At 65.9% G+C, this 7,343-nt stretch carries 5 protein-coding genes and 1 pseudogene; 4 read left to right on the forward strand and 2 right to left on the reverse strand.

Translation table 11 applies throughout. The features are described from left to right. Positions 1-201 precede the first annotated feature (201 nt). Positions 202-1,410 carry a S8 family peptidase gene (locus ACWD1U_RS03830; RefSeq protein ID WP_451104130.1) on the reverse strand — a complete coding sequence of 403 codons (1,209 nt, stop codon included), beginning with the start codon at positions 1,408-1,410 and terminating at the stop codon, positions 202-204. 539 nt (positions 1,411-1,949) lie between these two features. Between ACWD1U_RS03830 and ACWD1U_RS03835 the strand changes: the two genes are divergently transcribed. Continuing rightward, on the forward strand, positions 1,950-2,297 hold the full coding sequence (locus ACWD1U_RS03835) for a hypothetical protein (protein ID WP_451104132.1): 348 nt from the start codon (positions 1,950-1,952) through the stop codon (positions 2,295-2,297). Positions 2,298-2,659: 362 nt separating this feature from the next. Here the strand turns inward: ACWD1U_RS03835 and ACWD1U_RS03840 are convergent, their stop codons facing one another. Further along, positions 2,660-3,148: a helix-turn-helix domain-containing protein gene (locus ACWD1U_RS03840; RefSeq protein WP_451104134.1), complete on the reverse strand. Its 489-nt coding sequence runs from the start codon at positions 3,146-3,148 to the stop codon at positions 2,660-2,662. A gap of 1,427 nt (positions 3,149-4,575) precedes the next feature. On the opposite strand from ACWD1U_RS03840, the gene ACWD1U_RS03845 reads away from it, so the two are divergent. From ACWD1U_RS03845 to ACWD1U_RS03855, 3 genes and pseudogenes are all read left to right on the forward strand, one after another. After that, the gene (locus tag ACWD1U_RS03845; protein ID WP_451104136.1) at positions 4,576-4,872 is read left to right on the forward strand and encodes a hypothetical protein; all 297 of its coding nucleotides are present in this window, start codon (positions 4,576-4,578) and stop codon (positions 4,870-4,872) included. Between the two features lie 1,053 nt (positions 4,873-5,925). Continuing rightward, positions 5,926-6,135: a hypothetical protein gene (locus ACWD1U_RS03850; protein WP_451104138.1), complete on the forward strand. Its 210-nt coding sequence runs from the start codon at positions 5,926-5,928 to the stop codon at positions 6,133-6,135. Positions 6,136-7,038: 903 nt separating this feature from the next. Then, positions 7,039-7,343, forward strand: a pseudogene (locus ACWD1U_RS03855) (hypothetical protein); the annotation flags it as partial.

A 7,343-nucleotide genomic window follows, 5' to 3' on the forward strand; every position in this document is an offset into this window, starting at 1 on the left:
CACCGACGACGGCCCGCGGCAGCCCCTCCACATGGAGCCCGCTCCGCCACGGTCGCCGACCCGGGCCCGCGGTGGCCCGGTTCATCTCCCTGAGGAAACGCTCAGGGGCAGGGAAAACGCAGGGTTCGGTACCGCGCCCACGCACAGCCAGTGACGCGATCACTGACCGCCTTCGACCGCCGGCCCCTTCGAATCGATCGTCTAGGGTACGAGTCTGAGGAGCCTGTTGGGTGAGCCGGTTCCGACGTTTCTCAGGACTCCGGTCGTGGCCCCGTTGACGAGAGCGCTGCGTACGGTCGCCGTACTGGCGGTGGGGTGCGAGGTGAGATAGACGGCGGCGGCTCCCGCGACATGGGGGGCCGCCATCGAAGTGCCGGAGAGCGTGGCCGACGCCGTGTCGCTGGTGTGCCAGCCGGCGGTGATCGACGAGCCGGGGGCGAACATGTCGAGCATGAAACCGTAGTTGGAGAAACCCGACCTGTCGTCAGTCCAGGTGCTGGCTCCCACGGTGAGGGCAGGACCCACCCGGGCGGGTGAGTAGTAGGCGGCATTCGCGTTGGAGTTGCCGGCGGCCACCGCGTAGGTGACACCGGAGGCGATGGAGTTCCACACCGCGGTGTCCAGCGCCCTGCTGGCGCCGGCGCCCAGCGACATGTTGGCGACCGCTGGCCTCACGCGGCGCGAGGTGACGTAGTCGACGCCCGCGACGACGTTGGAGAGGCTGCCGACCCCGCTGTTGTTCAGCACTCGTACCGACACGATCCTGGTGAGTTTCGCCACGCCGTACGTCTTGCCGGCGACCGTGGTGGCGACGTGCGTTCCATGACCGTTGCCGTCGGAGGCGGTGTAGTCACGGTCGACGAAGTCGTAGCCGTGTCTGGCGCGCCCGGCGATCTCCGTGTGGGTGATGCGCACTCCTGTGTCGATCACGTACACGGTCGCGGAACGGCCCGCCGTATCCGGATACGTATACGTCAGGCTGCGAGGAGGGCGGGCCTGGTCGATCCGGTCCAGGCCCCACGGCGGGCCGATCTGGGTTGCGTCGAGGCGGACCTTCTTGTCCTGCTCGACGAACTCGACGGCCGGGTCCTCCGCCAAACTCCTCGCTCCGGAGGCGCCGACCCGGATGGAGTAGCCATTGAGCGCGGCGTCGTAGGTCTGCTCCACCGTGGCGCCGTACTTGGCTGCGAATAGTTCGCCTTCCGTCGATTTCGCCCTGAACCCGGCGGACTCCTTCAGTACGACGATGTAGCTGTCGTCGATGGAGTCGGCGGAACCCTCGTCCAGAATCCTTCCGGCGGCCGGATCGGCATTGGCGGGCAGGGCGGTACCGCACCCGATGGCGGCGGCCGCGGCCGCCGCGGCGATCGCGGCGACGATCCGCCGCCGGGCGGTGAACATCTCTCGCATCCTGAAGAGCCTTCCTGCGGGGGACCCGTGACGCTGTTCGCTGAAGCTGCTGATCATAGGATGACCAGACGATTCGTCCCTGAAATGCACTATTAGTACTTTTCACCCTTGATAGTTACCAGTGGCCGCGTATGGGTGAATTCCGTGCCGGAGCATCTCAAGGGCTGGTCGCGGCTGACCGGCCAGGCGCGCGAAGCCCATCAGCCCGAGTGCGAGCGCAGATCTCCGGCGGGAGACGAGGTGTCAGCGCAGGCGCACGAGCCGGCCCGGGGGAAGAAGCGACCCCACGGCATGAACCGCCAAGCCCTCACCGGCCGTTCGGACGGCTGCTGTGTTAGGACTCCTCCGCACAGGGGGCGCGAGCACCGGCTCACCCGAGTGGCGGATCCGGTCACCAGCAAGGTAGTACGCCGTGTTGCGGAGCTCTTACCAACCGTGGTCACATCTTCCCCAAATGGCGCTTAAGGGAAATTCGGCGCCGCGATTGATGAGGCCGACCGCCCATGGGCGGTCGGCCCGAGTGACACTCAGGAGAACCAATGCCTCATCGCATGCTCCGTTCGGCGGCCACCGTGCTGCTGGCTTCCGCACCGCTCGTCGCCGCCGCGCCCGCGCAGGCCGCTCCCCAGCAGAACTTCCCCTGCGGAGTCAGCCTCAACACGGTCAGCAACACTGTGATCACTACGGTCAACGTCGGCGTTTCCTGCGAGCAGAAGCGGACCGTCGATGTGCACATCGCCGACGGCGACGGCACTGTGCTCGCGAGCGCCCGGAAGACCGTTGAGGCCGGTGCCGAGAAGACCTTCACCGTTACCCTGCCCAGGACTTCGGACGTCTGCGCCACGCTGGAGACCGACGGTGCGAGCACTCAGATCGGCGACTGCTGAGGGCACTCCCTCGCCGTCAGCGGTCTGATGGATACGGTCGCCGCCCATTCCGCGATCCGCAGGGGTCCGGGTGGGCGGCGGCCATCCCCGGCACATCGCCGGACGTGCCCCGGCATCGATAGGGACCTGCGCTTGGCACTTCAGAGCCCATGCCGTCCTGCACTCGCCCGCAGTCGAGGCCGAAGACCTCAAACACAGCCTCCCCTTGGCGGTCACTGGAAGGTGCTCACCCGCCCCCGAGCGAGGGCGTCACGTCTTTGGTGGCTGTCGCGCAGCGAGCACGCGAGCAGGTGGATGCCCGGCGTCATCTCGGCCAGGGCCTTGCTCGGCACCCTGTGGACGTGGCGCCGTGTCGGTCTGCGTCAGGTCTGCCGAGGGGTGGCGACCCGCTGAATCCTGATACCGACGCCGGCTCGTCGTCCGTCCGGCCCACGCAGCCACTCGTCGACCCGGGCGCCTGTCCACGCGGCACGCTCATCTCCAGCGTGACGAGCTCGCCAGGCTTCCGCTTCGCCTTCTCGGAATAGGCCATGTCGGTCCGAAGAGGTGCGAGCGCGGCAACACGGCACCGCTCCGCTGCCGTACGCGACCAGTCGTACGTGTCCGGCGCACCCCCTCATGACGGGCCGCTGCTCGTCCTTCCGGGCGGATATCTTCTCCTCGTCGCGCTCGGTGGGCTTGCAGGGCGGGACCAGCGCGCTGAAGCCGATGCGGTGCAGCAGCAGATCGATCCCGGCCAGGGCGTGCTCGACGTCGAACCGGTGGCACACGATCTCGGCGATCCTCGCCGACGTCCAGCACCGGTCGGGCCAGCCGGGGGCGGACGGACCGACCCCCGCGGCTTCCAGCACGCGTAGCGACCCGCACCGAGCTTGCAGCCGGCACGGCCCCCTTGGAAACCAGAGCCGACCGCCCGCAGCCTCACGCCCGCTGCCAGCGGTCCGCCGACATGCGCGTCATCCTGAGCCGCCGGGCCACTTCCCGGTAACTGGCCGCCGTCGATCAGATCGGCGGCCGCCGACCGGACCCGCACACGCCGCGCCCCCTCCCCAGCGGTCAGCCCACGACACCCGGCACGACCCCAAGTAACCGACACCGCCAAAGAGCTCCAGCGGCCCGGGATGGGCTGCTGCCAGGCTCGGCGCGCGTGATTCTGACACGGCAGGACCGCCTAGCTGGCGTCCCGTCAGGGATTGCCTCACCTCGGACGTCTGCCGGACGCGGGCACCGGTCGGGCAACTGGTCGGCTCGGTGTGCAGCTGTCCGCCTCACGGCGTGACTCATCACAGTGCCGCCATGTGGTGACCAACCGGCGCGTGACTGCTCGCAGAACACGTCGACCGCGTCATCGGGGTCGACCTCGACCCGCGACACGTTCGCCGCCCCCACCCCAAAGCGCCCGCCGGTCCGTGGAGGCCGCCGGACGGACCTGCTCGAGCCCACTGCGCGGCGGCGAAACCCTGGCGACCGAGCACGCCATCCAACCCTGAAGCCGTAGGGGGAAGCGAGGCGCTGCGCGTGCCGCTGGCCACCCGACAGGGCGTTGTACACGCCTCCACCACAGCCACCGACCAACTCAAGGCCCTGATGTATCCGCGCCGGACTGACTTCCGTGCCGAGCTGCGTCGCCCCAGCCGGCCACAGCAGGTCGCGGGGCTGTGCCGGCCTCCGCCACCGCGCCGCGCTCTCCGAGCGAGCACCACATGACTATTCCGCGCTCTGCGTTCCACTGTCGAGCAGACCGCACAACCTCGGGCAGCTACAGCCGAGTTGAAGACGACCTCCTTCAACTCGCCCGCAACTTCCTTTGCTCCCCTTGGACTTGCTCAAAGGCAGAAACCAGCCTGATGCGCCAGAGCTTCCCCAGGCGGCTCGACACCACATAGCAGCTTTGGTGTCTCCAACTGACCTTGCCAGTACAGAGTTTGGCCTTGCCGAGTACCACGGATCCCTGCCCTCACCGACGGTGATTCGGCCTCAGCACGAGGCGCGCGCCGATGCCGGGACCACGATCGAATGCTCCGCCATCGGCGCGCATTCGGTCGGTGGTTCGAAATAAAGACGGTGATTCAACTCTGTTGCGCAGCCGGTGTGTCATTACTCCATTGGGCCATGGATGAGGTGTGACCTGCGGATTCTGTACTTCGTATTACCTGCCCCAGGGGGCCATGTGGATGAAGTTCCGGAGCCACAGGCATTCCAAGTGGTGCCTGCTTCCGCGTTGAGGCAATATCGGTTTCGTTCTTCCAACCGGGAAGAGACAGAACGGAGATATCAAATGCGCAAGACCATGAAGCGCGGTGCTGCGTCGACCCTCGCGGCGGTGGCCCTCCTCGCGGGTTCCGCCTCGGCTGCCAGCGCCGTCGAGGACGTGCGCGGGAGCGACGAGCCGGGCATTGTCATTGTCAACGAGAACGACAACGACAACACGAACACCAACGACAACACCGCCACCGCCACCGCCACGGTCACGCTTCCGGCCCCCGAGCCGGCCCCCGCGCCGGCCCCCGCGCCGGCGGGCGCTGCTGGCCAGCAGACCGTTGCTCCCACCCTGCTTGGCGTCCTCGGTCTCTGATATTGGGCTGAGCCCTGTGGGGCCGGCTTGTGATCGTTCGATTCCAGTTCGGCGGTCACCCGATTCTCTTGGGGATCGTGACCCGACCTGAAAGCGCCTTTCCCTGACGGCGGATGAGGTGACAACCTCATCCGCCGAGGGAGAGGCGCTCCGCTCGAGCGGCCGCAAACCCATGGCGAATGCGCGGCGTCAAGCCGCGCATTTCGCGTGTGCACCCGCCGCTGGGAGTGGCGCCTGCGGGCCACGGCCTTCCGTCTCCCGCGATGGCGTGACCAGTCCAGTGCCGGTGTGGTGATCAATGACTGGTGAAGGCACCCGGCTGGCAAACGGAACAACTGCCAGGAGTCGCCGGACCTCTGTCACGGTGAGCACCGTTATGGGGCAGGAACGTTTCTGCAGCCCCCCTTTGCTGCGGCGTCGGCAGCCAACACGTCCAGGAAAGCGTGCACCGGCATTACCAGCGTGACGTGTCGCATGCACCGTGTAGCGCCGGACCTCGTACTTGTCCACGTCGCACGCGTTTCTTTGCGGCCTGGAAGCACTCCTCAATCCTCCAACCGGCAGCCGGCGATGCGAACCAGCTGCCCGACTCAGATGCCCGGCGGCGCGTATGCCAGATGGAACGCGATCTCGTCTGGCTTGCCGATGCTGTGGCGTGCCAGTGCCCACCGCTGGTGACTGGGCGGGCACGTCGTCGAAGTCGTCCATCGCTGCGATCTGCGGGGCGGCCCAGTGGTAGACACGCGGTCTCTTCCCCGCCGTCTGTCACCAAACTAGAGAAGCACTGCCGGAGCAGTGACGGTCGACCGACGCATTCGGGCTGGAGTTCGAAAATGGGCGGCGATTCGCCCGTCTCCGGTTCCTCGGCCATTGCTCCATTTGGTGGCCGACGGGGTGTGGACGCGTACTCGGCAATTAAAATATCACCTGTAGTACAGGGCCATATGGATGAACTTCCGGGATCTCGGGATATTTCGAGTTGCGCGACCATCGGTGTCACGGCAATATCAGTTCCGTTCTTCCATCGGGGAAGAAACAGAATGGAGATATCAAATGCGCAAGACCATGAAGCTGGGTGCTGCGTCGGCCCTCGCGGCGGTGGCCGTCCTCGCCGGTTCCGCCTCCGCTGCGAGCGCCTCGTGTTGGGATGGGGAGGATGGCAACGTCGAAGACATCGTCATCATCAACGAGAACAGCAACACCAACACCAACAGCAACACCAACGACAGCACGGCCACGGTCACGGTCACCGCAGAACTCTGAGCAACCTGAGCCCTCCTGGGTCCGGGCTTTGCGGTCCGACTGAAAGCGTCTTTCCCTGACGGGTGGATGAGGTGACATCCTCATCCACCGAGAGAGAGGCGCTTTTTGTTTCACAGGCTGTCGGTCACCCTCGTCACATAGCGGGCGATCATTGGAGCAGTCGCTGATCGAGAGCCGGCGCCATGTCGGCTGCGGCCATCCAGGCTGATGGCCGCTCTTTCTTTTCCGTCGTCGGTGAGCTCGGGGCGCGTGTTCGAGCGCACGAGCGCAGGGCGGCACAGATGGTGAAGTCGTCCGAATGTCGTCCGTTCAGTGAAATTCATATCAGTGGCCGTACAGGGCCGTTCGGATTAAATCCAGTGACTGCTCGTCCGAAAGAGTGTCACCTGCTTGATGGAGGGTTTCCTACCGATGCAGTATCGGTTCCACCCAGAGGAATGTGAGTCGCATCGCCTCGGAGGGAATAGGGCTGATATGATCATCCTGCCGCGTTGTCCGGAAACCGGGAAAGCATCGTTCCGTACCGAGTCCGAGGCGAGGACCTGGCTGATCAAGCAGCCGTTGCTGGAGAAAATCCCCGACCGTATCTACCGATGCTCGGACTGTCGGTACTGGCACTTCACCGGGTCTCATCACTGGACCAGCCAGAAGATCCAGCGGAGGCGGAACTACGGGAGACGGGAAGCCGTCCCAGGTCGCAGCCGTAAGAAGAGGAGGAATCGCTGACGCGAGGGACTGGCGTCGACGCTGCGGTGCGATCTGTTGTAGGCAATCCCACGTGATTCCGGCCTGTGGTACCGGTCGGCCTGAGAACTGTTTTTCTGGATCCAGGGCCGACGTTTCCCCTTTTCTTCGAACAGGAAGACGACTAGATTGCGAAAGAACCTGAGTAGGGGAATGGTCGTGGCTGCCGCCGCGACGAGCATCCTGCCCTTGTACGGCATTACGGCGTTCGCGGACACGCAAGCCGAGGTGTCCGTCAACGCCGCTGACAAGTCCAACGACACGAGTGCCCCGACTGCCCAGCCCTTCGGGAGCTCCTTCACCAGCGGCCCGAACCCGCGCGCATCGTCAGGCACCCCGCAGGGCGCCGCCCAGAGCGATGACCGCGGGCTCGGCGGTCCTGCCAACGACACCGATCGCGTTGACGTCGATGCGCCCGGTTCCCTCGGTGACAGTGGGTACGGCGACAGCGGTCCCAGCACACC

The sequence above is a fragment of the Streptomyces sp. NPDC002788 genome (genome assembly GCF_053592115.1).

Excerpts from the sequence above, each read along its gene's own strand:
- ACWD1U_RS03830 (WP_451104130.1), bottom strand. The coding sequence starts at position 1,410 with ATGCGAGAGATGTTCACCGCCCGGCGGCGGATCGTCGCCGCGATCGCC.
- ACWD1U_RS03835 (WP_451104132.1), top strand. The coding sequence starts at position 1,950 with ATGCCTCATCGCATGCTCCGTTCGGCGGCCACCGTGCTGCTGGCTTCC.
- ACWD1U_RS03845 (WP_451104136.1), top strand. The coding sequence starts at position 4,576 with ATGCGCAAGACCATGAAGCGCGGTGCTGCGTCGACCCTCGCGGCGGTG.
- ACWD1U_RS03850 (WP_451104138.1), top strand. The coding sequence starts at position 5,926 with ATGCGCAAGACCATGAAGCTGGGTGCTGCGTCGGCCCTCGCGGCGGTG.